The 24,596-nt window shown below is 64.1% G+C and carries 23 protein-coding genes, 1 tRNA gene and 1 pseudogene; 14 read left to right on the top strand and 11 right to left on the bottom strand.

The window, feature by feature from the left end:
* The first annotated feature begins 6 nt into the window (after nucleotides 1-6).
* From E8M79_RS01455 to E8M79_RS01445, 3 genes are all read left to right on the top strand, one after another.
* Nucleotides 7-465 (top strand): HPr kinase/phosphatase C-terminal domain-containing protein, encoded by a 459-nt coding sequence (locus E8M79_RS01455; protein ID WP_137150154.1) that lies wholly within the window; start codon nucleotides 7-9, stop codon nucleotides 463-465.
* 178 nt (nucleotides 466-643) lie between these two features.
* A complete protein-coding gene (locus tag E8M79_RS01450; protein WP_137150153.1) occupies nucleotides 644-1,045 on the top strand; it encodes a PTS sugar transporter subunit IIA in 402 nt (133 codons plus the stop codon).
* A gap of 46 nt (nucleotides 1,046-1,091) precedes the next feature.
* Complete coding sequence (locus E8M79_RS01445; RefSeq protein WP_137150152.1) at nucleotides 1,092-1,391, top strand: HPr family phosphocarrier protein; 300 nt, start codon at nucleotides 1,092-1,094, stop codon at nucleotides 1,389-1,391.
* Between the two features lie 38 nt (nucleotides 1,392-1,429).
* Here the strand turns inward: E8M79_RS01445 and E8M79_RS01440 are convergent, their stop codons facing one another.
* Nucleotides 1,430-2,044, bottom strand: coding sequence for an HAD-IA family hydrolase (locus E8M79_RS01440; RefSeq protein ID WP_137150151.1), 615 nt, complete (start codon nucleotides 2,042-2,044; stop codon nucleotides 1,430-1,432).
* Nucleotides 2,045-2,263: 219 nt separating this feature from the next.
* Complete coding sequence (locus E8M79_RS01435; RefSeq protein WP_205747855.1) at nucleotides 2,264-3,571, bottom strand: serine hydrolase domain-containing protein; 1,308 nt, start codon at nucleotides 3,569-3,571, stop codon at nucleotides 2,264-2,266.
* Between E8M79_RS01435 and E8M79_RS01430 the strand changes: the two genes are divergently transcribed.
* Nucleotides 3,557-4,180 (top strand): TetR/AcrR family transcriptional regulator, encoded by a 624-nt coding sequence (locus tag E8M79_RS01430; RefSeq protein WP_137150150.1) that lies wholly within the window; start codon nucleotides 3,557-3,559, stop codon nucleotides 4,178-4,180. The two genes, E8M79_RS01435 and E8M79_RS01430, sit on opposite strands and share 15 nt — an antisense overlap.
* A 95-nt stretch (nucleotides 4,181-4,275) precedes the next feature.
* Here the strand turns inward: E8M79_RS01430 and E8M79_RS01425 are convergent, their stop codons facing one another.
* Entirely contained in the window at nucleotides 4,276-4,611 is a 336-nt protein-coding gene (locus E8M79_RS01425) for an antibiotic biosynthesis monooxygenase (RefSeq protein WP_137150149.1), read from the bottom strand.
* Between the two features lie 198 nt (nucleotides 4,612-4,809).
* Between E8M79_RS01425 and E8M79_RS01420 the strand changes: the two genes are divergently transcribed.
* The 4 genes from E8M79_RS01420 to tsaE all read left to right on the top strand — a co-directional run bounded on the left by E8M79_RS01420 (nucleotide 4,810) and on the right by tsaE (nucleotide 10,139).
* A complete protein-coding gene (locus E8M79_RS01420; protein ID WP_137150148.1) occupies nucleotides 4,810-5,322 on the top strand; it encodes a DUF2937 family protein in 513 nt (170 codons plus the stop codon).
* A gap of 95 nt (nucleotides 5,323-5,417) precedes the next feature.
* Nucleotides 5,418-6,818 carry an adenosylhomocysteinase gene (gene ahcY, locus E8M79_RS01415; protein ID WP_137150147.1) on the top strand — a complete coding sequence of 467 codons (1,401 nt, stop codon included), beginning with the start codon at nucleotides 5,418-5,420 and terminating at the stop codon, nucleotides 6,816-6,818.
* Nucleotides 6,819-7,319: 501 nt separating this feature from the next.
* Nucleotides 7,320-9,713: a PAS domain-containing sensor histidine kinase gene (locus tag E8M79_RS01410; protein WP_171015661.1), complete on the top strand. Its 2,394-nt coding sequence runs from the start codon at nucleotides 7,320-7,322 to the stop codon at nucleotides 9,711-9,713.
* Nucleotides 9,714-9,716: 3 nt separating this feature from the next.
* Nucleotides 9,717-10,139 carry a tRNA (adenosine(37)-N6)-threonylcarbamoyltransferase complex ATPase subunit type 1 TsaE gene (tsaE, locus tag E8M79_RS01405; RefSeq protein WP_248304855.1) on the top strand — a complete coding sequence of 141 codons (423 nt, stop codon included), beginning with the start codon at nucleotides 9,717-9,719 and terminating at the stop codon, nucleotides 10,137-10,139.
* A 6-nt stretch (nucleotides 10,140-10,145) separates the two neighbouring features.
* Here tsaE and E8M79_RS01400 read toward each other — a convergent pair whose 3' ends face one another.
* Both E8M79_RS01400 and E8M79_RS01395 read right to left on the bottom strand, forming a co-directional pair.
* Nucleotides 10,146-10,640 carry a cytochrome b/b6 domain-containing protein gene (locus tag E8M79_RS01400; RefSeq protein ID WP_137150144.1) on the bottom strand — a complete coding sequence of 165 codons (495 nt, stop codon included), beginning with the start codon at nucleotides 10,638-10,640 and terminating at the stop codon, nucleotides 10,146-10,148.
* 390 nt (nucleotides 10,641-11,030) lie between these two features.
* Nucleotides 11,031-11,447, bottom strand: coding sequence for an OsmC family protein (locus E8M79_RS01395; RefSeq protein WP_137150143.1), 417 nt, complete (start codon nucleotides 11,445-11,447; stop codon nucleotides 11,031-11,033).
* 314 nt (nucleotides 11,448-11,761) lie between these two features.
* Between E8M79_RS01395 and E8M79_RS01390 the strand changes: the two genes are divergently transcribed.
* Nucleotides 11,762-12,070 (top strand): GIY-YIG nuclease family protein, encoded by a 309-nt coding sequence (locus tag E8M79_RS01390; protein WP_137150142.1) that lies wholly within the window; start codon nucleotides 11,762-11,764, stop codon nucleotides 12,068-12,070.
* 532 nt (nucleotides 12,071-12,602) lie between these two features.
* On the opposite strand, the gene polA is transcribed toward E8M79_RS01390, so the two are convergent.
* Entirely contained in the window at nucleotides 12,603-15,530 is a 2,928-nt protein-coding gene (gene polA, locus E8M79_RS01385; protein WP_137150141.1) for a DNA polymerase I, read from the bottom strand.
* Nucleotides 15,531-15,749: 219 nt separating this feature from the next.
* Between polA and E8M79_RS18520 the strand changes: the two genes are divergently transcribed.
* The 3 genes from E8M79_RS18520 to E8M79_RS01375 all read left to right on the top strand — a co-directional run bounded on the left by E8M79_RS18520 (nucleotide 15,750) and on the right by E8M79_RS01375 (nucleotide 17,415).
* Nucleotides 15,750-16,178, top strand: coding sequence for a hypothetical protein (locus tag E8M79_RS18520; RefSeq protein ID WP_248304854.1), 429 nt, complete (start codon nucleotides 15,750-15,752; stop codon nucleotides 16,176-16,178).
* Entirely contained in the window at nucleotides 16,172-16,384 is a 213-nt protein-coding gene (locus tag E8M79_RS18515; protein WP_282568092.1) for a helix-turn-helix transcriptional regulator, read from the top strand. Before E8M79_RS18520 ends, E8M79_RS18515 begins: the two co-directional genes overlap by 7 nt.
* A gap of 68 nt (nucleotides 16,385-16,452) precedes the next feature.
* Entirely contained in the window at nucleotides 16,453-17,415 is a 963-nt protein-coding gene (locus E8M79_RS01375; RefSeq protein ID WP_137150139.1) for an NAD(P)-dependent alcohol dehydrogenase, read from the top strand.
* A gap of 21 nt (nucleotides 17,416-17,436) precedes the next feature.
* Here the strand turns inward: E8M79_RS01375 and E8M79_RS18695 are convergent.
* A pseudogene (locus E8M79_RS18695) lies at nucleotides 17,437-17,778 on the bottom strand (lytic transglycosylase domain-containing protein); the annotation flags it as partial.
* Nucleotides 17,779-18,136: 358 nt separating this feature from the next.
* The gene (locus E8M79_RS01365; protein ID WP_137150137.1) at nucleotides 18,137-18,373 is read right to left on the bottom strand and encodes a hypothetical protein; all 237 of its coding nucleotides are present in this window, start codon (nucleotides 18,371-18,373) and stop codon (nucleotides 18,137-18,139) included.
* A gap of 201 nt (nucleotides 18,374-18,574) precedes the next feature.
* Between E8M79_RS01365 and E8M79_RS01360 the strand changes: the two genes are divergently transcribed.
* Both E8M79_RS01360 and E8M79_RS01355 read left to right on the top strand, forming a co-directional pair.
* On the top strand, nucleotides 18,575-20,479 hold the full coding sequence (locus tag E8M79_RS01360; protein WP_137150136.1) for a hypothetical protein: 1,905 nt from the start codon (nucleotides 18,575-18,577) through the stop codon (nucleotides 20,477-20,479).
* A 158-nt stretch (nucleotides 20,480-20,637) separates the two neighbouring features.
* Nucleotides 20,638-20,714 (top strand) — tRNA-Arg (locus tag E8M79_RS01355).
* Between the two features lie 146 nt (nucleotides 20,715-20,860).
* Here the strand turns inward: E8M79_RS01355 and E8M79_RS01350 are convergent.
* Genes E8M79_RS01350 through E8M79_RS01340 form a run of 3 tightly spaced genes read right to left on the bottom strand, consistent with a single transcriptional unit; the run spans nucleotide 20,861 to nucleotide 24,588 of the window.
* Entirely contained in the window at nucleotides 20,861-21,709 is an 849-nt protein-coding gene (locus E8M79_RS01350; protein ID WP_137150135.1) for an intradiol ring-cleavage dioxygenase, read from the bottom strand.
* 9 nt (nucleotides 21,710-21,718) lie between these two features.
* Nucleotides 21,719-23,503 carry an FAD-dependent monooxygenase gene (locus E8M79_RS01345; RefSeq protein ID WP_137150134.1) on the bottom strand — a complete coding sequence of 595 codons (1,785 nt, stop codon included), beginning with the start codon at nucleotides 23,501-23,503 and terminating at the stop codon, nucleotides 21,719-21,721.
* A gap of 23 nt (nucleotides 23,504-23,526) precedes the next feature.
* Nucleotides 23,527-24,588 carry a branched-chain amino acid ABC transporter permease gene (locus tag E8M79_RS01340; protein ID WP_137150133.1) on the bottom strand — a complete coding sequence of 354 codons (1,062 nt, stop codon included), beginning with the start codon at nucleotides 24,586-24,588 and terminating at the stop codon, nucleotides 23,527-23,529.
* Between the last annotated feature and the right edge of the window lie 8 nt (nucleotides 24,589-24,596).

Genomic DNA, 24,596 nt, shown 5'->3' with positions numbered 1-24,596 from the left:
GCTCGGATGAAACCGACCATCAATGTGCACGGCACTGGACTGTTGCTGGGGTCCACTGGCGTGCTGCTCCGGGGACCTTCGGGCGCCGGCAAATCCGTACTCGCCCTGTCGCTGCTCGACCGCTGGGAAGCACGCGGCTGGACCGCGCTGCTGATTGCCGACGACCGGGTGGATATCCACAACACCGCAGACGGGCTGACCATGCAGGCACCCGATCAGCTCACCGGCCTGATCGAGCTGCGTGGCCGCGGCATTATCAGCCGGCCCCATTGCGCTAGCGCGCAGCTGCATCTGGTCATCGACATGGTGCCCGACATGATCCGCATGCTGGAAGAAGATGAGCTCCGCACCGAGCTTGCCGGGGTGACCCTGGCCCGGGCGCCGGTGCCCTTCGGCAATGTCATCAGCGTGCATCATCAGCTGCTGCTGGTGGCCCAGGCCATCGCCGAACTGGCGCCAAATTGACAAAAAACCACTTGAATCATGTCCGGTGCCGGACAAGAGTGGCCCTCGCCCAGCCGTTTGGCCGGGCAATCGCATGGCATGCCGCCCCTTCGGGCGCCCGTGTCGGCGCGGGTGGATTGAGACTGGAAGGCTGTCGGCGCCGCGTCGCAGGCGCAGGTCGGCAGGCTGGGGACGTCGCATGATTGGTCTGGTACTGGTAACCCATGGCGCGCTCGCCAATGAGTTCAAGTCGGCGCTTGAGCACGTGGTGGGGCCGCAGGAACACTGCGAGACCATCGCCATTGGTCCGGAAGACAATATGGAAGCCCGCCGCGACGACATCCTGGCGGCGGTGGATCGCTCCGACGACGGCCAGGGCGTCATCATCCTCACCGACATGTTCGGCGGCACCCCGTCCAACCTGGCCATCTCCGTGATGCAGAACCGCGCGGTGGAAGTCATCGCCGGCGTCAACCTGCCCATGCTGGTCAAGCTGGGCCGCGTGCGCGGCGACATGAACATCAAGGATGCCGTGGCCCTGGCGCAGGAAGCGGGCCGCAAATATATCACGGTGGCCAATTCCATTCTGGGCGCCGACTGACCGTCTGCGGGCCGCCGGCGGCGCCCGCATCGTGTGGAGAGCCGACATGGATGCCAGCCGCGCCGTCGCGCAGCAACTGACCATCGTGAACCGCAAGGGCCTGCACGCGCGGGCCTCTGCCCGCTTCGTGCGCACCGCCGAATGCTTTGATGCGTCCATCTCGGTGATCAAGGACGGCAATGCGGTGGCCGGCAATTCCATCATGGGCCTGATGATGCTGGGCGCCGGACCCGGCAGCACGATTCTGGTGCAGGCCAGCGGCAAACAGGCCCGCGAAGCGCTCGAGGCGATCGTCGAACTGGTCAACAATGGCTTTGACGAGGATGTCGAGGGGGCGGCGGGTTAGGGGGACTCCGACGCAAGAGCGCTGTCGCTCGGAAGAGTTTATTCCTGCTGCGAAGTGAGCGCGGCAAGCTCCTGTGCCACCGACATGTCCGGCGTCCAATGCACCGCGCTCCAGCCAAATGCCCGTGCTGCCAACACATTCTCTTCCGTGTCGTCAATCAGCGTGATGTCTGAAACGGGCACGGCCACGGCGCCTGTCGCGTGCGCGAAAAATGCACGGTCGGGCTTTCGATGTCCAATCGATGCCGAGTAGAAAATGCCATCGACATGGTCTTTGAGGCCCATGGTCTCCATCAGGTAATTGGCCCTCATGTGCTCCTGATTGGTGGCGAGATAGACACGATCGCCACTCAGCCGAAGCTTGCCGACGGCGTCCAGCACGGCCAGATCAACCCGGGAATCGTTGAAAAACCAGTAGTCGATCAGCGCCTCGGCGGTGACGTGAGGCGCGATACTGGCCAGCACTTCGGTGAGTTCAGGCACAAGCGGCTTCTGCCCGGTGACAATAGCCGGCCAGCGCGGCTTGAAGAACGCGCTCTGAAGCTGGTCCAGGGATAGGCCCAGGTCTTTCTCAAGGTCGGTGAACAGGTGCGCCCCGTCATGCGGGCGTCCCCGCACCAGAACACCGTCAACGTCCAACATGATCGTCCGCATGGCAACGCCTCGCAAAGCGCAAGCACATACTTGGGACAGATGACGGGCCAATGAAACCGCTTCTGGGACAGTGCCGTCGTGTCCTCCGTCAGACGCCCGCCGGGTAGGATGGCGGTAGTCGATGCCAGATGGACATCGGCTGTGGCGTGCGATGGTCCCAAATGCGCTCGCGCCTGCGCACGGATGTCATGCTGCCGATGCCGTGACACGCTGCGGGCGCTAATCGGCCATCGGCGCCATCGCTTGAAAGTCGCTGATGGCAGCGTAAACACCCAACCCAACACCGGATGCCATCTGATCGGCGTCGACCATGTTGTGTGTCAGAAAGATCGCCACGCTGGAGTCATTGGGATCGGCTTGCCACCACCCACCATAGGCGCCCGGCCATCCGATGGCCCCAACCCCGCCGCCACATAACGTCGGCACCGCTTTATCGGGCTCCACAACCACTGCCACGCCAAGACCGAAGCCGTGACCGGTCGCAAAAATGGGTAGGCCGAACATCCTGGCCTCGTCCCGTTGCGCGGGCGAGAGCCTGTTCGTCATCATCCGGTGCACGGTTTCGGGCTGCAGCAGGCGCACACCGTCCACTGCACCGCCCTCAACAAACACGCGCGCAAAGGCCAGGTAGTCATCCGCTGTCGACCATAGTCCCTGCCCGCCGGAGACATAGCTCATACCCACAGGGCGCTCCTGCAAAGCATGTCCAGCCGGTACCATTGCTCTTTGAGCCGGGCGACCATCGGCGCTGAACCCAAGCGGCGCGGCACACCGATGGCGCTTGGCGACGGAGACCGTAAAGTCCGTGTCGACCATGCCGAGCGGCTCAAAGATCCTCCGGCGCAGCAGGTCCTGGAGCGGCATGCCCTCGATGCGCGCCAGAAGGAAGCCAAGCAGGTCAGTTGAGTGACCGTAATGGAAGCCGGCGCCGGGCTGGGCCACCAGTGGCAGGCTGGCAAGTCGAGCCATCCAGCTGTCCGGCGAATGCTCGGAGTCGATCGAAGCCCCCAGAGCTTCGGCATAGGCGGCGGCAATGGGGCCAGTATGGAAATCGCCGTAGGTGAATCCCGCCCGATGTGTGAGCAGGTCTTCAACAGTAATTTCCTGTTGCGCGGGTTCGACGTCGTCGCAAGGCCCATCAATGGCGCGCAGAACGTTCAGCGTGGAGAACTCTGGGACCCAGCGACTGATGGGGTCATCCAGAGCAATGCGCTTTTCTTCAACCAACATCATCGCGGCGACTGAAGTGACCGGTTTGGTCAGTGAAGCGACTCGGAACAGGGTGTCGCTCTCCATGGGAAGACCGGCAGCGAGGTTGCGCTGACCTTGCGAGGCTTTGTGGACAAGCCGCCCGTTGCGCCAAATCAGCGTCACCGCGCCCGCCATATTGCCTTGTGAGATATGCTTTGCCATGGCGCGGGCTATGGGCTCGTTCATCGCGCACTCCTCAATTATGTTGATGACATATAAAATAGGATTCCTATAAAATAGCAATAGAGGTAAACCCAGCGCATGGAAAACAGCCATCAAGATAACTCTCGCCGCCGACCCAAGGGCGACAAGCGGCAGCGAACCCGGGCGGCACTGCTGGCCGCAGCGCGTGAACTGGTCCACGAAAACGGCTTTGATCAGGTAACGATGGAGGCTGTGGCGCGCCGCGCTGGCATGACGAGCGGGGCAATTTATGGAAACTTCAAGAATCGGGACGACCTGCTCATCGCCCTGTCGGACCAGTTCTGGGCGCCCATCATGCCCGATATTGCGCCCGGATCGAGCTTTGACGAGATCCTGGCGGCACTAGCCGACGCAACCATTGCGGTGCTGCCGGAGAGGGAGCTTGCGGCTGTAGGCTATCTCCGCGGTCGTGCCTTTGCGTTAGGTCAGTCTGAGTTGCGCCGGAGAGTGCATGAGGCGACTGCGCAGGATTATGCGGCTGGTGCGCAATGGCTCCGCGAGACGGTCAAGGCGGGGGAACTGCAGGTTGAGCCAGAACTGCTGGTTCGCGTGATTCACGCGATGTCGGAAGGACTGGTGTTGCAGCGCTTGCTGACTCCGGACCTGGTTCCTGACGCCGTAATCCGAGCGGCGTTCGCCGCCTTGAGCGGCAACTTCAAATGCCGCAGCACCACGACCTGAGTTTGAGCGTCCAAAGTGTCTATTTTGGGCCGCCGCACGTTCTGTACCAGACAGTCCCCTTGCCACCCAAGGTTGCCGTTGGGGCTAGGCACATTCTAGGGCGTCTCGGCGTCAAAGCCGTAAGCGCGCTGAACCAGGGCGACGCGAATTTCATACCGGGAGTACCAGTCCTGGCGCCCCCGTCGTTGTGCCTCAACGTGATCGACGACGGCTTTCCAGGCTCGGATGCTCTCTTCATCCTTCCAGAATGAAATAAGTATCCCAAAGCCATCCGCGCCACGCGCGCTCTCAAAGCCAAGATAGCCTGGCTGTTGCCTCGCGAGCTCGGTCATTGCGTATCCAACCTGGCCGTAGCCATCGTCCATATTGGTTCGCTGCGAGGAGAAGCTGACCATGAAATACGGCGGTTTCGGCAGTGTTGACATGCGCATTTTGGGAGCCCGCGAGTTCCTGGACATGGCTACATCAAGATCGAAAATCCATCTCAGTTGATGTGCGCGCTGTGTCCACAATAGCAGACAAAAGGGTCCGTAGCCGCCCCTCTGCCTCCCTCTTTCCAGCCCCCCACCCCGCCATAGCGCAACCGCATTCCTCCCCTTAAAGTGTCTTTGGGCAAGGAGGAGGCCGTGATGCGTCGTTTTGTTGCGGGAGCCGGGGGCATTGGGTTGGCTTTGGTGCTCAGCCAGTTCCCCGAATATGCCCAGCAATATACCCAGCGCCTGGGCGGCGCGGTGGATGAGCTGCGCATCATCACCACCGACTTTGACAATGCCGCCTTGGCCGAGGGGCTCGACCGGGACCAGGCACTCGAGCGCTATGCGGCCTCGTCAGATAGTTTTCTCACCGGGCGCGGGCAATCGATGGCCGCCACCTATGATCGGTTTGAGCAGCTCAGCCAGACGCTGGCGGAGATCAGCAATGCCGACCCGATTGCGCGGCTAAAATCCTTGCCGGCGTATCTCGACACCGATATCGGCCGGCGCACGCTGGAGGCCTATCAGCCGGCGGTGCCCGTCACCATGGAGGGCATCCTCTATGCCGGGGCCGGCTTGATCGCCGGATATCTGGTGGTGTCCGGGCTTTGGCGCTTCCTCATGCTGCCGTTTCGGCGCCGCCGTCCGCTCTATCGTCCGACCGAGTGAAACGGGATATAAACCTATCTTTATATCTTTCTTGATCCCGACACAGGCCTTGCGTATAGCTGGGACAACGCCCCCCAAGACCTCGGAGTCTGCCCATGTCCACCAAATCGATCGATTATGCGGTTAAGGATATTTCCCTCGCTGCCTTTGGCCGCAAGGAACTCGACATCGCCGAAATCGAAATGCCCGGCCTGATGGCTATCCGTGCCGAATATGCCGCTGCCCAGCCGCTCAAGGGCGCCCGCATCGCCGGCTCGCTGCACATGACCATCCAGACCGCCGTGCTCATCGAGACGCTGGTGGCGCTGGGCGCCGAAGTGCGCTGGGTCAGCTGCAATATTTTCTCCACCCAGGACCATGCTGCCGCAGCCATCGCCGCTGCCGGCATCCCGGTGTTCGCCCACAAGGGTGAGACGCTGGAAGAATACTGGGACTTCACCGACCGCATGATGGACTGGCCGGGCACCACGCCCAACATGATCCTGGACGACGGCGGCGACGCCACCATGTATGTGCTGACCGGCGCCAAGGCCGAAAAGGACATCTCGGTGCTCGACAAGCCCGGCAGCGAAGAAGAGGAAATCTTCTTTGCCACCATCAAGCGTCGCCTGACCAAGAGCCCCGGCTTCTTCTCCAAGATCCGCGACGCCATTCGCGGCGTGTCCGAAGAGACCACCACGGGCGTGATGCGCCTGTATCAGCTGCACGCCAAGGGCGAGCTGCCGTTCCCGGCCATCAACGTCAATGACTCGGTGACCAAGTCCAAGTTCGACAACAAATATGGCACCCGTGAATCCCTGGTCGACGCCATCCGTCGCGGCACCGACGTGATGCTGGCCGGCAAGGTCGCCATCGTTTGTGGCTTTGGCGACGTGGGCAAGGGGTCGGCTGAATCGCTGCGCGGCGCCGGCGCCCGCGTGCTGGTGACCGAAGTCGACCCGATCTGTGCCCTGCAGGCCGCCATGGAAGGCTTTGAGGTCGTGACCCTCGAAGAAGCCGCCCATCGCGCCGACATCGTGGTCACCGCCACCGGCAACCGCGACGTGCTGATGGTCGATGACATGCGCCACCTCAAGGACATGGCCATCGTCTGCAACATCGGCCACTTCGACAATGAGATCGACGTGCTGGGTCTGCGCAACTTCAAGTGGACCAATATCAAGCCGCAGGTCGACATGGTCGAAAAGCCCGATGGCAAGCGCCTGATCCTGCTGTCCGAAGGGCGCCTGGTCAACCTGGGCAATGCCACCGGCCACCCCAGCTTTGTGATGTCGGCGTCCTTCGCCAACCAGACCCTGGCCCAGATCGAGCTGTGGACCAAGGGCGAGACCCTGGAAAAGAAGGTGCATGTTCTGCCCAAGCACCTCGACGAAAAGGTCGCCGAACTGCACCTGGCCAAGCTGGGCGCCAAGCTCACCAAGCTGACCAAGGCCCAGGCCGACTATATCGGCGTCAGCCAGACCGGCCCCTTCAAGTCGGGCGAATACCGCTACTAAGCGGCTCGGTCGCTTAAAAAATCCGGCGCCCGTGGCTTTGGCTGCGGGCGCTTTTGTTTGGGGTGTCAGAGGAAGGGCCCCGTGGCTAAACGGGCTGCGTGCCACTCGGGTTTAGCCCTCGTGGCCTTCTCGGTTTGAAAGGCTCCATCGGAGCCTTTCATCGGCTGTGCCGAACATGCTCGAAGGGTTGCTGCTTCGTTCTCGGGTCAAGCCCCCATATGGCGCCTTTGCCCTGTCGCGTCGGGCATTAAGACTCTTTTAGCCGATTCCACGGGCCGGTATGGTCAAGGTGATTCGGCGGCATGGGGGACATGCCGGCTGATCGGGACGGCGGGACAGCATTGGTCCAGCGTATGCCGTCTCCCACTCGAGTGCACGTGTGTCGGCTTTTTGCGGGGCCGACTTGGCAGCGATAGAAATTGACCTAGAGGGTAGCGCATGGCGCCGGATCACTTCCGGAAGCATTGGGGATTCGCAACACTTGCGGCAGCCCCTCTTACCGTGTTGACGGCGGTCCCCGCCCTGGCACAAGGCACTTCAACGGCAAGCTTCGCCGGCGCCGCCCCCCTCGCTGTCGCCATTGGCGCCGGTGCTTTCGCCATCCTGGCCATGATCTCGGTGCGCCGGATCCTCAGCCAGGCCAGAATCGCCCGCTACAAATCGGCCGAACAGGTCGCGGGCCTGCGCGCCCTGGTGGATGAATATGAAGCCCTGCTGTCGGGCACGCGCGAAGTCACCGTGCTGTGGACTGACACCGGCGCCCCCAAGCTGCTCGGCCAGGCGGCCGCCATTCTGCCCATCGGGCGCCAGCCCGAGAGCGTGCTCAACCTGCAGAGCTGGCTCACCGATGCCGATGCCGAGCGTCTCGCCCGCCTGCTCGAGGATCTGCGCGTGCATGGCCATGCCTTTGCGGCGAGCCTCAATACCCTCGACGGTCGGCTGATCCGCGCCAATGGCTGGGTGCATGGCAGCGGCACGGCCATGCGCCTGCGCCCCGCCTTCTTGCAGCCGGGCGCCGAGCCCGAACTGGTGGCCGCAGCCGCCACCGGCGATGGCCGCAGCGTCCGTGCTATCCTCACCACATTGAGCAAGCCCGCTTATCTGCGCGATCACAGCGACGCCCTGATCTATGCCAATGATGCCTATCTGGCGCTGGCCAAGAGCCTGGGGAAAACGGGCAGCCAGAGCAAGCCACCCGAACTGCTCGAGGCCACGCGCCTGGCCCAGCATTTGAGCAAATGCCGCGGCGTCAGCGAACCCACCGTGTTGCCGCTCAGCTTCAAGGGCAAGGGCGATTTCGAACTGGTCGAATTCCCCATCGAAGGCGGCCGCGCTGGCCTCTTCCGGCCGCTGCACGAGCAGGCCATCGGCGTGGTGGATGACTCGGCGACCCATATCAGCGGCATTATCGACACGCTGGGCACGCCCATCGCCATCTTTAATGCCAAGCGCGAGCTGGTGCAGTTCAACCAGGCCTATGCGAGCCTATGGAACTTCGGCCGCGGCTTCCTGACCCTGGGGCTGGACGAGCGCGCCATTCTCGACAAGCTGCGCACCGAGGGCATGTTGCCTGCCCAGGTGAATTATCACAGCTGGCGCGACGAGCACCTCAAATCCTATGGCCGCACCAAGCCGCATGAGGACGATCCCTGGCACCTGCCCGATGGTCGCACCATCAAGGTGATCTCGGCCCCCGCCGGCGCCAGCGGCGGCGTGATCTATGTGTTCGATGACATCACCGAACGCCTCAAGCTGGAATCGACCAACAAGGCCTTCTCCAATGTACAGCGCGAGACCATCAATGCGCTGAGCGAAGCCGTCGCCGTGTTTGGCACCAATGGGCGCTTGACCCTCTCCAATCCGCGCCTCTCGGCGCTGTGGAAACTGCCCACCAATGAATTGGGCAAGAACCCCCATATCGACGAGATCGCCGAAGCCAGTGGCCGCGCCATTCCCGAGGACGGCGCCGCCATCTGGCGCGACCTCAAACGCGGCATTATCGACCTCAACCCCACGCGCTCTGACACCACCGGCCGCATCAACCGCTCCGACGGGCGGCTTCTTGATTATGCGATAACGCGTTTGCCCGACGGGCAAACCATGATGACCTTCCTCGATGTCACCGAAAGCGCCAGCTATTCCAAGGTGCTCAAGGAGCGCAACGACGCCCTGGTCGCCGCCGACGTGCTCAAGGACGCCTTTGTCGAGAACGTCTCCTATGAGCTGCGCTCGCCGCTGACCAATATCATCGGCTTTGCTGACCTGTTGGCCACCGAGGCCGGCGCGCTCAACGAGCGCCAGACCGCCTATGTCGACTATATCCGCGCCTCATCGGTGACGCTGGGCGTGCTGATCGACAATATTCTCGATCTCGCCTCGGTCGACGCCGGCATTGCCGAACTGCGCCCCGAGCCGCTCGATGTGGCCCTGCTGGTCGACAAGGCCCGCGCCGGGCTTTCGGCCAGCTTTCCCGAAATCTCGGGCGAAAAGCCGATTAACCTGGTGGTCGATATCGACCCGCACCTGCCCGAATTCATCGCCGACGGCACACGCATCGTGCAGGTGCTCTATAACCTACTGTCCAATGCCGCCCGCTTCTCCCCGCCGGGCGGGGAAATCCGCCTCAGCATTTCCCACCGCGGCGAGCGTATGCTGTTTGTCATCGAGGACGAAGGCCCGGGCCTGACCGACGAAATGAAATCGGCCATCCTGACCCGGCTGGACAACCCCGGCGTCACCGGTCGCCAGCGCGGCGCGGGCCTGGGTCTGGCCATCGTCAAGACCTTCGTCAACCTGCATGGCGGCACCATTTCGGCCGAAAAGCGCGAGCCGCGCGGCTCCAAGATCATCGTCAGCCTGCCGCGCGACAGCTCCATGTCCGCCGTCGCCGAATAGATGATGCCGCGCCTGCTGCCCGACGATGCCGCCACCGCCGCCTTCGGCGCCGAACTGGCGACAGAGCTGGTGCCCGGCGATCTGATCCTGCTCGAGGGCGATCTGGGCGCTGGCAAGACAGCGCTGGCCCGCGCCATCATTCGCGCCCTGGCGGGCGATCCAAACCTGGAAGTGCCTTCGCCCACTTTTGCTTTGGTGCAGCCCTATGACACGCCGAAGGGGCCGGTGCTGCATGCCGATCTCTACCGGCTGGGTGATCCGCGCGAGGTCGATGAACTGGGCCTGCTCGACAATCCCGACGCCATCGTGCTGGTCGAATGGGCCGAGCGCTCACCAGAGATCACCGATGCGGCCACCTATGTGGTGACGCTGGCCATCCCGCCCGGCGGCGCCGGGCGCATGGTGACGGTCAGCCGCTCCGGCTAGAGCGTTCTAGAGCGCCTTGTCGGGCACGGCCATGCGGCGCAGCACGCCATTGCGGAACCAGAACTGCTGCACCAGCGCGCCCAGGACATGCAGGCCAATCAGCGGCAGGAACGCCAGCTGGATATAGACATGGGCGATGGCCGCCGGCTCGACATGGCCGAACCAGGCCGCCATGCCGCTCAGTGGCAGGATGAACAGCAGCGCGTAAAAGAGGATATGCGTGCCGCTGGCCAGCGCCGTCAGCACGGCCGGCTGGCCCGAGGGATGCGCCGGCGCGCCATTGCGCAGCCGCAGCACGATCCGCCAGATTGCCAGCACCAGGATCAGAATGCCGGCCACCACATGGGGCACCGGATTGACGCCTTCGGCCACCCCGCCCATCTGCACGATCCAGGCATTTTCCATGCCGGTGTGCACCAACAGCTGGAACAGCACCAGGGCCGCAATGACCCAATGCAGGATAATATGCGTGCGGGAATATCCCGCCGCCGGGCTGGCCATGGTTTGTCTCCGGTCTGCCGCGACGGCGCATCACGCACCGCCTTCAAACCAAAAGTGGGAACGCCCGCAGGAGCTTGCAAGGGGCCGGCGCAATTTTGCCACGCCCTCGGCACCCCCTGCCGAACGGCGGTTAACATGCCGGACGATTATGCGGCCCGCTTGCCCCCAATATGCTGACAAAGCGTTCACCTGTGTTTCGCACTTTGCCCGCCACTGGCGACAGCCTGTCCGCCGCAACCGCCCACGCCACAAGCACCGCCGGCGCACCACGGCGCCAAACAGGGTAAAAGGGGACATCAGGACAGCGCCGCTGCCGGGCAGCACCGGCCTCATGAGCGCGCAGTCTAGCCGCCGCGACGGGGGCGGGGACAATCCTGGCGCGGCGGTGTCTCAGGCCGCCGGCTCGCCCGTCCGCACAATCGTGCCGATCAGCGCCACACTCTGCGCCAGCGTATTGGAGATGGTGCCATATTTGCGCACATTGGTGTGCAGCAGCTCCAGCCGGCGGTCGCTCTCGTCCGTGTCGATCCGCAGCTCATAATTGATCACGGTGACCCGGGGCTGCATGTCCTGCCGCTCGGCCGTCAGCGTGACGCTGACGCCGGTGAACTCGAATTTCAGCATTGGCGCCGAACGCTCCACCCCCTTGATCATGCAGGCGGCCAGGCTGGCCAGCAGCAGCTCGACCGGATTGAAGGCATCGAGACGCCCCGCCAGCGAGGTATCGAGCACCAGCCGCGCCTCCCGCACCAGGGCCGTGCTGCCGTTGGCGTCGTCACGATGAGCCGAAAGGGAATAGCTGCGCATGGTGGATCTCCCGGTGGATTGGGGGAGAGACTAGCAGGTGGGAAGGGGAGGCGTGTTGATCGAGCGCAAGGGGAGAAGGCATCGAGAGGCGCCCCACACGCGGTGTCATCCCCGCGAAAGCGGGGACCCATTCTGAGATGGTGGTGCGCTTGGGATCATCGAACTCTGCCGGGTCCAATCTACCTAGCGGCTGTTGAGGGATCTCGGGATGGGTCCCGGCTCAGGGCCGGGATGACATCGTGGGTTGGGAGACATTTGCGGCAAATCACTATTCGGCTAATTTGCGTACGCACCCAATCGTTGCGGTTCCGCACATGCAGCGCAGCTATAGTGTCTACATCGTCGCCAGCCGTAAACATGGCACGCTCTACACCGGCGTCACCAATGATCTCGTCCGGCGCATATCGGAGCATCGCGAGGGATTGGTCGCTGGCTTCTCAAAGACCTATCGCTGCACGCACCTGGTGTGGTTCGAAACCCACGAGGACATCGACGTGGCCATTGCCCGCGAAAAGCGCATCAAGAAATGGCTGCGTCCCTGGAAAGACGCGCTGATCGAGCAAGCCAACCCCGAGTGGCGCGATCTGTGGTGGGACATCATCGGTCCACAATGGCAGAGGTGATGTTGGTTGGGCGCGGGTGCCCCTCCCCACACGCGGTGTCATCCCCGCGAAAGCGGGGACCCATCCTGAGATGGTGCCCCGGTTGGCGGCGTCGAACTGTGGTCGATCCAAACCACCTTGCGGCTGTGGAGTGATCTCGAGATGGGTCCCGGCTCAAGGCCGGGATGACACCGTGCGTGGGGTGAAAGTGGTGGTTTGAACGAGTTCGGGCGCTGCAACGCGATGCTCTGCGTCCCACACTCCGTACGATTGCCAGCCCCTCCCCACACGCAGTGTCATCCCCGCGAAAGCGGGGACCCATCCTGAGATGGTGCAACGTTCGAGGTCGTCGGGCCGTGCCCGGCACCAACTACCTTGCGGCTGGTTGGAGATCTCGGGATGGGTCCCGGCTCACGGCCGGGATGGCATCGTGGGTGAGGTGACGGCGGTGGTATGAACGAGAGCGGTGCCCCCCTCGCCATTCGAGCATCGCCCTCCGGGCCTGACCTCCTGAAATCGCTCCACCGGAGCGATTTTGCCTGCGGCACGTCGGTCAATGCGCCTCGTCCCAGTTCCCCGCGGCATGCGCGTCCACCTGGATCGGCACGGTGAGCCGCACGGCCGGTTCGGCCGCGGTTTCCATGACCTGTTTGATCACCGGAATGGCCTTGTCTTCGGTGCCCAGGGGTACCTCGAAGATCAGTTCGTCGTGCACCTGCAGCAGCATGTCGGCTTCGATCTTGGCGGCCTTGAGGGCCGGTTCCATGCGGATCATGGCGCGGCGGATGATGTCGGCAGCAGAGCCCTGGATGGGGGCGTTGATACTGGCGCGTTCGACGAAGGCGCGTTCGCTCGGATTGTGCGAGCGGGCATTGGGGAAGTTGATGCGGCGGCCGAAGATGGTGGTGACGTGGCCGTCCTCCTTCACCTTGCGGCGCTGCTCATCCATATAGTCCTTGATGCCCGGGAAGCGCTCGAAATAGGTCTTGATATAGTCGCCCGCCTCGCTGCGGCCGATGCCCAGCTGATTGGCGAGGCCGAAGGCGGAAATGCCATAGATGATGCCGAAATTGATCGCCTTGGCGCGGCGGCGCACATCACTGGGCATGCCTTCCACCGGCACGCCGAACATTTCGCTCGCCGTCATGGCGTGAATGTCGAGCCCCTCCTCGAAGGCATCCTTGAGCGCCCCGATATCGGCGATGTGGGCGAGGACGCGCAATTCGATCTGGCTATAGTCGGCCGAGATCAAAATCTTGCCGGGCGCGGCGACGAAGGCGCTGCGGATCTTGCGGCCATCCTCGGTGCGCACCGGGATGTTCTGCAGGTTGGGATCGTTTGAGCTCAGCCGCCCGGTCAGTACCGAATGCTGGCTATAGGTGGTGTGGACGCGCCCGGTGCGGGCGTTGATATATTGCGGCAGGGCGTCGGTATAGGTGCTGCGCAGCTTGTTGAGCTGGCGCCAGTCGACAATCGTCCGGGCGAGGGGCACGCCCTTGAGCGCGAGATCCTCCAGCACATCGGCGCCAGTGGACCAGGCGCCGGTCTTGGTCTTGGTGCCGCCCTCGAGCCCCATCTTGTCAAAGAGGATTTCGCCAAGCTGCTTGGGGGAGCCCAGGTTAAAGCTCTGTCCGGCCAGCTCATAGGCCTCGGCCTCAAAGGCGGCGGCGCGCTGGGCGAATTCACCCGAGAGGCGGGAGAGAATGGCGCGGTCGATATTGACGCCACGCGCCTCCATGCGGGCCAGCACCGGGGCCAGCGGCCGCTCGATGGTTTCGTAAAGCGTGGTCATGTTCTCGGCGACCAGGCGGGGCTTGAGCACATGCCAGAGCCGCAGCGTCATGTCGGCGTCTTCGGCGGCATAGGCGGCGCCATCGGCGATCGACACCTGGGCAAAGGTCTTCTGGCTTTTGCCCGAGCCGATCAGATCCTTGATCGACTGGCCAGCAAAACCCAGCCAGTGCTCGCCCAGCTCGCCCATGGTGTTGAACTGCGGACCATCGAGCGCGTAGCTGAGCAGCAAGGTGTCGTCCATGGAGCGGACCTCGACGCCATAGCGCGTCAGGATCCCCAGATCATATTTGCCATTGTGGAAGATCTTGAGGATCGACGGATCGGCAAACAAGGGCTTGAGCATGTCGAGCGCGATGCGGATATCCATCTGGCCCTCGGCCAGCCCGCCACCGCCAAAGATGTCGGCCTCGCCCTCGGCATGGCCGAGCGGCAGATAGGCGCCATTGCCCGGCGCGGTGGAAAAGGAAATGCCAACCAGGTCTGCTGTCTGGTTGTCGAGTCCGGTGGTCTCGGTGTCGGTGGCGACAATGCCCGTGGACATGGCGGCGTCGATCCAGCGCTGCAGCGCGGCCGCGTCGCGGATGATCTCATAGGCCTCGGGCTTGAAGGGCAGGGCGCGGATGCGGGCATGCACAGCGGCGGCATGGGCCACTGGCGCCGCCTCAGACCGGCCGGTGGCTTCCTGGCGAGCGCTGCGCGCTTCGGCGCGGGCCGCATTGTCAAAGCCCACGGCAGCCGGCGTTGCGCTGCCCTGGGCGCTCAACTCTGGATCGGCGGGGAAATCATCGGGATTGGCGTCGAGCAGCCCGGCCAGCCGCTTGGTGATGGTGGCAAATTCCATGGCCTTGAGGAAGGGGAAGAGATTGCCCGGCTCCATCGGCTGGCGCGCAAGCGCGTCGAGGTCGAGCTCCACCGGCACCTCCTGGCTCAGCGTCACCAATTGCTTGGAGATCAGCGCCAGCTCGGCATTGGCCTTGAGCTTCTCGCGCCGCGCGTTCTGCTTGATCTCGTCGGCATGGGCGAGGAGGTTTTCCACGGTCCCATATTGATTGATCAGCTCGGCCGCCGTCTTGACGCCAATGCCGGGCACGCCCGGCACATTGTCGACGCTGTCGCCGCACAGCGCCTGGACTTCCACCACCTTGTCGGGCGTGACGCCGAACTTGGTGAACACTTCATCCACGCCAATCCAGCGCAGCGGCGGCTGGCCGGGGCGGGGGATGGTGTCGAGCATGCGGATGGATCCATCGGCCTCCACCATCTGCATCAAATCCTTGTCGGAAGAGACAATGGTGGCCTTGCCGCCGGCGTCGCGTGCCATGCGGGCATAGGTGGCGATGATGTCGTCGGCCTCCCAGCCCTTCATCTCGATGGAGGGAATGGAAAAGGCCCGCGTCGCGGCGCGCGTCAGGGGAAACTGCGGCACCAGCTCGGGCGGCGCCGGCGGGCGCTGCGCCTTGTATTCGGTATAGATGTCGTCGCGGAAGGTCTTGCCGGAATGATCAAAGATCACCGCCATATGGGTGGGCGCATCCTCGCCCTTGAGGTCTTCGGTCAGCTTGAACAGCATGTTGCAGAACCCCTGCACGCAGCCGACCGGCAATCCGTCCGACTTGCGGTTGAGCTGGGGCAGGGCATGGAAGGCGCGGAAGATATAGGCCGAGCCGTCAACGAGCAGCAGGTGCATGGGCAGCGATTCCCTTTGGAGCGTGGGGCGACCTTAGTGGATCGGCAGCGCCTTGCCTATTTGGCGCGCGATTGTTCCCCTGTTGTTCTCGCATGGGCTGCGCCAGCGCGGTCTGGCGGCGCCAGGCTCAGGGGTCAGAATGTAAAGCAGACTTGACTCGGTGTTAGCCAAGCTGTACATCCAATGTCAATGAAACTTGACATTGGATAGGGTGTTGTCATGCCGTATCAGGAGAAAAGCGCCTGGATCCTGCTGCTCGCCAGCCTGCTCTCTTATGGCTGGTATGTCACAACCGTGCTGGGCTCGCTTGCCGGGGCGCCGCTTCAGGCGGCGGCCTATCAGGCGCCGCTGCTATGGAGCATCGGTGTGTCGCTGGTGGCGGTGATCGTGCTGCATATTCTGGCCGCTATCGTGGTGCCCGGCGGCACCGGCAAGATGGATCAGCGCGATCGCGATATCTACCGGCTGAGCGAATATACCGGACAGAGCTTTGTGGTGATCGGCGCATTGGCCGCCATGGCCATGGCGCTGGCCGCTTGGCACCCGTTCTGGATCGCCAATGTCATCTACCTCTGCTTCATGCTGGCGGCGGTCCTGAGCACCATCACCCGCATCGCGCTCTATCGTTTCGGCTTCCACCCGTGGTGACTCGTATTACCAATTCCATCCGCACGCTGCGCTTTGCCCAGGGTGAGATGACCCAGGCCGATCTGGCCGATCAGGTGGGCGTATCGCGCCAGACCATCATTGCCATCGAGCAGGGCAAATATTCCCCGACGCTGGAAATGGCCTTCCAGATCGCCCGGGCTCTAAAGACCCCACTCGAAGACGTGTTCCAGTTTCCCCAGGGGTGATGGCGGCAGACGCTGCGCCCTTGCCGTCCATGTCACCCGCGCCGGATGCCCGGCAGAACGAGGATCCCATGCAAGCGATTGTCCAATCGGCCTATGGCTCCCCTGACGTGCTCCATCTGATGGAGGTCGCGACACCCGAGCCAGCGGACAACGAGGTGCGCATCAAAATGGTGGCAACAACAGTCACTTCGGCCGATGTGCGGCTGCGCGCCTTCGACGTGCCGGCCATGTTCTGGCTGCCGGCGCGGCTGGTCATGGGCATCACGCGGCCGCGCAAGCCCATATTGGGCGTGGAATTCGCCGGGACCATTGATGCCGTGGGCAAGGATGTGACGCGGTTCAAGCTCGGCGACGCCGTGTTCGGCCAGCATGTCTATGGTTGCTACGCACAATACAAATGCGTGCCCGAAACCGGCGCCATCGCCCTCAAGCCGGCAGCGATTGACTTTGCCGAAGCGGCGGGCGTGCCCTTTGGCGGGCTGACGGCGCTGCATTTTCTGCGCAAGGCCGGCATTGCCGCTGGCCAGAGCGTGCTGATCTATGGTGCTTCGGGCGCAGTGGGCACAGCGGCGGTGCAGCTGGCCAAGCATTTTGGCGCCACGGTCACGGCCGTGGCCAGCGCGGCCAATGGCGATCTGCTGCGCTCGCTGGGCGCCGATGTGGTGATCGACTATGCCGCCACCGATTGCACTCAGGGCTCGGCGCGCTACGACATTGTCATGGACACCGTGGGCAAGCTCAGCTTTGCCCGGGCCCGGGCGGTGATGCAGCCGGTTAGCCGCTATGTGCCGCTGGTCATGCAACCCGCCGACATCGCGCATATGCTGCGCTCAGCCCTCACCGGCGGGCAAAAAGTGGTGGCCGGCACCTCGGGCGACAGCCAGGCTGATCTCGACTATCTGGCAGGTCTGATCGCGGCAGGTCAGTATCGACCGGTGATCGACCGGCACTATCGCTTTGATGAGATCCAGGCGGCGCATGCCTATGTCGACACTGGGCGGAAGAAGGGCGCGGTGGTGGTGCTCATCTGAGCCCCGTCCGGCGCCGACCCATCAGCGCAGGCCGGATTTCTCCAGCAACCCTGCGCGCTTGGCATCGTAGTAATAGCCATTGGCATAAAAGCGCACCGAGCGGTCATAATCGCCGCCGGCGGTGACATAGGCCCCGGCCAGATAGCGCACGGCATAGCGCAGATTGGTCTCGGCATCGAGCAGGCCCTCGGGCTTGCCGTGATAGCCCATGCCGCCGGCCGTGGCGTGGCTGATCTGCATCAGGCCGTAATAGGGGCCATTGCGCGCGGCCGGGTTGTAATTGCTCTCGCGCACGATCACCCGGCGCACCAGATCCTCGGGAACCTTGTAGCTCTGCGCATAATGGGCAATCAGCCCATCGAGCGAGCCTTCGGCATAGCCCAGCGCCTGCGGCGCTGCCGGGATATCGGCGGCACGCGGCATATGGCCCGGCGGGGTGGTGGTGGGGGCGGCAAGACTGGCCAGCGCCGCCTTGGCGGAGCCAGTGGCCGGCTTGAAGGCCGACACCGAGCAGCCCGAGACGGCCAGGGCAAGGCCCAGACCAAGCCCGAGCACTGTGGCGTGCCTGAACAATTGTGTCGCTTTCATCATCCCGCCAGCTTTAGCCAAATTCACGCTAACGCGATAGGGAGAAATCGGGGCAGCTTGATGGCAAAGCCAAGGCAGGCCGGGCCTCCTGCCTGCCGGGGAGTTCGCGAGCGGCGAAAAGACCGGGCGTCGGCTAGAACAGATAGACGCCTTCGCCGCCGCGCAGCCGGTCCATGATGGCCTGGCAGTCCTTGCTCAGCTCGGCGTAATGGGTGTCCAGGCACTTCTGCATCGGGTCGCCATAGCCAACGCCCGCGCATTGTGCCTTGGCATCATCGCCGCACACCCGCGCCAGCTCGGCAATCGACACCGCCTGGGCCAGGCCCGTGGCCGCCAGCATCATGCCAACTGCCAAAAACAACCGCTTCATCTGCGCCTCCACCATGCCCGCAATTCTGCTCTTTTACGCCGCGCTGGCGCTGCTTGGATCACCTGGCGCGCACTGGCGGCGTCGCCGATGTAAACCAAACTGTCGCAAACCGCACAAAACCCCCACAAGACCTATTGTTTTCGCACTTTCTTCCGGTATGGAAGGCTTTACGCAGGCGCCGTATGGGGCTCCGGAGGATTGATGAATAAGCCAGGCAAGCTGAGCGCGCGGTTGCGCTATGAATTCGACAAGTCGATGTCCGCTGGGCCGATCGCCCTGATCGGCTGGCTGGCGTTGATTTCCCTGGTCGTGATCATCGTGGCCGGCGTGGTCATCGTCAGCCTGCAGCTTGGCCCCGAGGGCCAGCCGCCGCTCGATTTCGTCGAGGCCGCCTGGGAATCGCTGATGCGCTCCATGGATGCCGGCACCGTGGCGGGCGACACCGGCTGGGGCTTCCGCGCCGTGGGCCTTTTGGTGACCCTGGCCGGTATTTTCATCTTCTCGACCCTGATCGGTATTCTGTCCTCGGGCATCGAGGGCAAGCTCGAAGAGCTGCGCAAGGGCCGCAGCAAGGTGCTCGAGCAGGACCACACCATTATCCTGAACTGGAGCCCGTCGATCTTTGACGTGATCTCCGAACTGGTGGTGGCCAATGCCAGCCGCAAGCATCCGCGCATCGTGGTGATGTCCGGGCTCGACAAGGTGGAGATGGAAGACCAGATCGCCGCCAAGATCGAGGACCTGGGCAATACCCGCATCATCTGCCGCCATGGCGATACCTCCGATCTCTATGATCTGGCGCTGGTGTCGCCGCAGACCGCGCGCTCGATCATCGTGCTCTCGCCCGAGGCGGGTGAGGATGGCGCCGACACCGCCGACAGTCGCGTCATCAAGACCGTGCTGGCCCTGGTCAATGATCCGCGCCGCCGCGCCGCGCCCTATCGCATCGCCGCCGAAATCCGCGACGCCGCCAATGCCGAAGTGGCCCGCGTGGTGGGCGGCAGCGAAGTGCAGCTGGTGCTGGCCGACGACCTGATCGCCCGCATCGTAGTGCATTCCTCGCGCCAGTCGGGCCTGTCGGCCGTCTATTCCGAACTGCTCGATTTTGACGGCTGCGAAATCTACACCATCGAACAGCCCGCGCTCGCCGGCATGAGTTTTGGCGCCGGCGTGATGGCCTATGAGGGCTCGACCCTGATCGGCTTCACCCGCCCCGATGGCAGCGTCACGCTCAACCCGCCCATGGATACGGTCATCCCCCCCGATGTCCGCGCCATCATCATTGCCGAGGACGATGCGGCCATCAAGCTGACCACCGGCACCCGCCCGGTCAGCCGCGAGCTGATCGTCACTCCGGCCGAGCGCCCCGATGCGCCCGAATATACCCTGATCCTGGGTTGGAACCGCCGCGCGCCGATCATCGCCCATGAGATGTCGCGCTATGTGGCGCCCGGCTCGATCCTGACCATCGCCGCCGATACGCCGGACCTTGATGCCGACATGGCGCGCCTGAGCGTTTCGGGCACCAATCTGGCGCTGCACTATGTGCGCACCGACACCACCAGCCGCGCCGCGCTCGAACAACTTGACATCGCCGCCTATGACCATGTGCTGGTGCTGGGCTATTCCGATCTGATGGGCGCCCAGGCCACCGACACCCGCACGCTGGTGACCCTTCTGCACCTGCGCAAGATTGCCGACCAGGCCGGCAAGCACATCAATGTGGTCAGCGAAATGGTCGATGTGCGCAATCGCGAGCTGGCCGAGGTCACCAAGGCCGACGATTTCGTGGTGTCCAACAAGCTGGTCAGCCTGATGCTCGCCCAGGCCTCCGAGAACGATCGCCTCGCCGCCATCTTCGACGACCTGCTCGACGAGGACGGCTCGGAAATCTACATGCGCCCCGCCGAGGACTATGTGCGGCTAGGCACGCCGGTCAATTTCTACACCATCACCCAGGCCGCCTGCGACCTTGGCCAGGTGGCGCTGGGCTATCACCGCCCGCGTGCGGGCGCCAAGGCCGGCGGCATCGTGGTCAACCCGCCCAAGACCGATGTGCTGGACTACCAGCCCGGCGACCGCATCATCGTGCTCGCCCGCGACTAGCGGGCAGGCTCCGACATTGCCGCCACCAACCGGCGGGCCAGACTAATCAAAGACCGGCCGGGCGGGCTCAAACAATTCCGCCCGACCCGGTTGCGCGGCGCGCCAGCTTTGGCTAGTTTGCGCCCGTTCAGCCGGGGTCCCGCCCCGCGCCCACGGATGCACCCGTAGCTCAGCTGGATAGAGCGCTGCCCTCCGAAGGCAGAGGTCACAGATTCGAATTCTGTCGGGTGCGCCAACACTTTCAGTTCAGCTACGGTCGGAACAAACAGCGCAAGGGGCGTCGCCTGCGTGTCTGGGGACGATCAGGCGCATCCTTGATTCCCCCGCCAAGACCTGCCCCTGCGGGCAGGCCGGTATTTTGGTTCCTCCCACGCCAGGGCGTCAGTCCCCGGCGGGGGTCATGACGAAGTCGAATTGCGAACGCCAGGCGGTGTCGGTGCCCGGTTCCATGCTGGCGATCAGCGAGGCCTTGACGCCGAAGACGGCGTCGGAGGCCAGCCATTGGTCGCCGGCCACGAAGGTGTGGGTGACAATGGTTTCATAGCCCGGCGCCGAAACCAGGAAGTGCATATGGGCCGGCCGGTTGGGGTGGCGGCCGAGGGCGGCCAGCATCTGTCCGACCGGGCCGTCGTCGGGGATCGGATAGGCCACCGGGCGGATACCGCGGAAGCTGTAGGCGCCGTCCGGACCGGTGACAAAGATGCCGCGGTTGTTCCACTGCGGCTGCACGCCGGGCTGCTGCACGTCATAATAGCCATCGGCATTGTCGCACCACACATCGATCACCGCATTGGCCACCGGCTGGCCTTCGGTGTCCACCACCCTGCCGCTGAACAGACAGCTCTCGCCCTTGCCATCGAGCGAAATCATGCTGCCCATCGGATAGTGCGGCGCGCCGGCGACATGGAACGGGCCGAGCACGGTATTCTCGGTTGCGCCCGACGGGCGGCGATGGTTGATGGCATCCACCAGCATGGACAGGCCCAGCACGTCGCTGAGCAGGATGAACTCCTGCCGGTTGCCATCGCATTTCTGGCCCGTCGCGGTGAGAAAGGCCACCGCCGCGGCCCATTCCGCCTGCGTCAGGCCCACATCCTTGGCAAAGGCGTGCAGATGCCGCACCAGCGACCCCATCACCTCGGCCAGGCGCGGCTCGACAGCGGCGCCCATGCGGCCATTGACCGCCGCTTCGCTCTGCTCTTCGGTAAAATAGTCGATCGGTTCGGCCATCGAAATCTCCTATTGGGCAGCGTTGCGATGCGCAGCGGCGTCGCGGTCGAGAATGGCGGACAGCACGCGCACCAGCTCGGCCGCCGGATTGGCGGCCAGCTCCTCGGCGCGCCAGGCAATGTGATGATCGGGCCGCACCAGCACACAGCCGCTGTCGCTGACCTCGCGCGCCCGGGCCCAGGCCCCTTCGAGATCGGCCAACGCCCGGCGCGGCCCGATGACATGGGCCACCAGGTCAATGCCCATGGACTTGGCCACTTTATCGGCCGCCGTGGCCCAGGCCTGGCCGGCGATGCCGGTCAGAAGGGTGAAGCGGCCCTTGCCGGTGATGTCGAGCGTGGATTGCCGGCGCCCCTCGGCATCATAGAGCCAGGCATGTGGCACGCGGGCGCCCGGCCAGGTGGTGGGCTGATAATGCAGCTCGGCGTCGAGCTCGAAGCTGGGCTCCATCTGCCCGTCGGCGACCACGCTGCTGGACTGGTAGCGCTGGTTCATCTCCACGCCATGTGCGTCGAACTCGTATTTCTTGAAGGCAATGGCCTGGCGCAGCGCCTCGCGCTGCCGTTCGGCGGCCGGGGTGGCGTCGCAGCGCGCATCCATCGAGGCCTTGATCTTGGCGATATCGGCGCCGCCGGTCATGCCCAGCGCCTCAAAGATCGGGCCGAATTCGCCGATCGACTGATTGGCCCGGGTGACGATCTGCTTGGCGATCGGCGCGCGCTCCACCGAATAGCTGTCGAGCAGACCCGGTCCCGCCTGGCCTTTGACCACGGCGGCCAGCTTCCAGGCGAGGTTGAAGCCATCCTGGATCGAGGTATTCGAGCCCAGCCCGTTGGAGGGCGGATGGCGATGCGCCGCATCGCCCATGATGAAGACCCGTCCGGCCTGCATCTGGGTGGCGTACATATTGTTCACCGTCCAGGTGCTGGCCGACAGCAGCTCGATCTCCAGCGCCGGATCGCCCACCAGCTGGCGCGCCACGCCCGTGGCAAAGGCCGCATCCACCACCGGGGCCGGCTGGTTGATGTCATAGCCCCACACGATCAGCCACTCATTCCAGGGCCGCACCATGCGCACCAGGCCCATGCCGATGCCGCCCACATCGGCCCCTGGCTGCATTACCCAGTACAGCACAGAGGGACGGTGGGCGACAAAGCGCGACAGGTCGGCGCGGAACAGGATATTCATCGAGCCGCCCACGCCCATCTGCCCCTCAAAGGGCAGCCCGGCCTGCTCGGCCACTTTGGAATTGCCGCCATCGGCGCCCACCAGATAGCGCGAGCGGATGGTGATTTCCTTGCCCGTCAGCCGGTCCAGGCAGGTGGTGGTCACCCCATCCTTGTCCTGCTCATGGCTGAGATATTCGGTCGACATGCGGGCCTGGGTGCCGCGCGAACAGGCCGTCTTGAACAGCAGCGGCTCCATGAAGGTCTGCGGCAGATCATTCATCAGGCAGGGCGAGGACAGCTGGTGCTCGGCCTTGGACAGCGGGTGATTGCCCCAGCTCTTCATGCGCCCGATCTCTTCCCCGGCCAGGCTCTCGCAGAAGATGTTCTCGCCCATCAGATCCTGCTCGGTGGCAAAGAGATAGGCCTCGTTCTCCACCGATTGTCCAAGATCGCGCAGCACCTCCATGGTGCGCTGGTTGGTGATATGGGCGCGCGGCGTATTGGCCAGCCAGCGGTAGCGATTGATGACCATGTTCTCCACCCCATAGGTGGACAGCAGCGCTGCCGTGGCCGAGCCAGCCGGGCCGGTGCCGATGATCAGAATGTCGGTGGTGATGTCGGCCATGATAGTCCTCCCTTGGGATTGTTCTAGAGTCGGCCGCCGGTGAGGCGCCGTCGAATGGGAAACAGCTGGATGCCTGTGCGGTGGGAAAAACTGCCCCACAGGCCGCGCGGCGCAGCCAGCATCACGCCGATGCTGACCAGGCCCAGGATCATCAGGTACCAGGCGCCATATTGCGCCAGCAGCGTCTGCAGCAGGAAGAACACCAGCACGCCGATGATCGGGCCTTCAATGGTGCCGATACCGCCGATGACCACGATGAAGATCACATAGGCCGTCCAGTCGCTGAGCGAGAAGGCGGCGTCGGGCGAGATGCGGGCCTTCTGCATATAGATCAGCGCGCCGGTCAGCCCCGTGCCCAGCGCCGCGGCCAGAAACACGAACCACTTCACCCGCTGCCCATCCACCCCGATCGAGCGGGCGGCCTGCGGATTGTCGCGCACCGCGGCCAGGGCCAGGCCGCGCTTGGAGCGCAGCAGCCAATAGATGCCGCCAATGGCCAGGATGGCCAGCACCAGCGCCAGCCAATAGGCCAGGATATCGCGCGCCGCGGCGGGCCGCACATCGAGCAGCTGGGCGATGGTTTCGGTGAAAGCGATGGTCTCGGTCGCCTGGCGCGGCAGCGACGTCCCGGTGCCACCGCCCACGGCGCGCCATTGCGCCACCACCAGCCGCGCCACCTCGGCCAGCACCCAGGTGCCGATGGCGAAATAGGCGCCTTGCAGGCGAAAGGCGAAAAAGCCGAAGGGCACCGCCAGCGCCAGCGCCGCCAGCCCGCCGAGCAGTATGGCCGGCAGCGGATCGAGCCCCCACAGGATCACCGCGCCAAACATGGCATAGGCACCGATGCCCACAAAGGCCTGCTGGCCCACCGACACCAGCCCGCCATAGCCAGCCAGCAGGTTCCAGAACTGCGCCAGGGTCAGCATGGTGAAGATGAAGAACAGATCCTGGATCAGCCCGCGCGAGGCAAAGGCGGGCAAGACAAAAAGCCCGGCCAGCAGCACAATGGCGGCCAGACCCGCCACGCGCGAGGTGCGGGTGCGCGTCTCGACGCGATAGCCTGTCTCAGGTGTGCTTGTGGTCATGGCCGGGC

It is taken from the genome of Devosia sp. FKR38, from assembly GCF_005222805.1.
GTDB lineage: Bacteria > Pseudomonadota > Alphaproteobacteria > Rhizobiales > Devosiaceae > Devosia.
The sequence above is the reverse complement of the archived record's forward strand: the minus strand, read 5'-3'. Positions and strand labels throughout refer to the sequence as shown.